The organism is Ochrobactrum sp. SFR4, from assembly GCF_019730395.1.
Taxonomy (GTDB): domain Bacteria; phylum Pseudomonadota; class Alphaproteobacteria; order Rhizobiales; family Rhizobiaceae; genus Pseudochrobactrum.
The window spans coordinates 1-281 of record NZ_JAAPBB010000677.1; the positions used below are offsets into that span (position 1 = coordinate 1).

Annotated in this window: 1 protein-coding gene; it reads left to right on the forward strand. The window is 44.5% G+C overall.

The window, feature by feature from the left end; genetic code table 11:
* Positions 1-82 precede the first annotated feature (82 nt).
* A partial coding sequence (locus HBA93_RS20770; protein ID WP_221724536.1) for a hypothetical protein occupies positions 83-281 on the forward strand: 199 nt, incomplete at its 3' end.

Below are 281 nucleotides of genomic sequence, written 5' to 3' on the forward strand. Positions count from 1 at the left end.
TCCTCGCCGGACAGGCAGAGGGGCATGCAGTGCATGCCCCTTGCGGGGTAAGGCCGCTGCGCGGTTAAAAGGGATAAGGGTAATGCGAAATTTAAAACAGCTTTGTGCTGCTCATACAAAAGCGCTAAATTCCGGTGAAAACACTGAAGAAAACCTGCGTAAAGAACTGCTGGATTTCCAACCAAAAAACAAAAAACAAGAGCAAACAAAAATTGCATATTTTGCTGCTTTTGTATTGCGTCAAGGTAGCGATTTAAAGGAATCTGAGAAGCAGAAACTGA